Genomic DNA, 220 nt, shown 5'->3' with positions numbered 1-220 from the left:
CGCGCCCGAACGAGGCATGGGTGACGGATATCACCTACATCCGCACGTGGCAGGGTTGGCTATACCTGGCAGTTGTTTTGGATCTTTTCTCACGCAGGGTTGTTGGTTGGGGCCTGTCCTAGATTTTGTGTAAACGGGTCACCGGCAGGAAACTGCCATCTGACCTGGAGACACCATGAGTTCACGCAAACATGAAGTACCCAACGAGTTGCTGAGCAGC

Annotated in this window: 1 pseudogene; it reads left to right on the top strand. The window is 54.5% G+C overall.

From position 1 onward, the window contains the following. A pseudogene (locus ACVOLV_RS22205) lies at positions 1–116 on the top strand (DDE-type integrase/transposase/recombinase); the annotation flags it as partial. Positions 117–220 lie beyond the last annotated feature (104 nt).

This window comes from Stenotrophomonas sp. STEN023, assembly GCF_056760135.1.
Note: the sequence above shows the minus strand (reverse complement) of the source record. Positions and strands in the feature narration are given on the sequence as shown.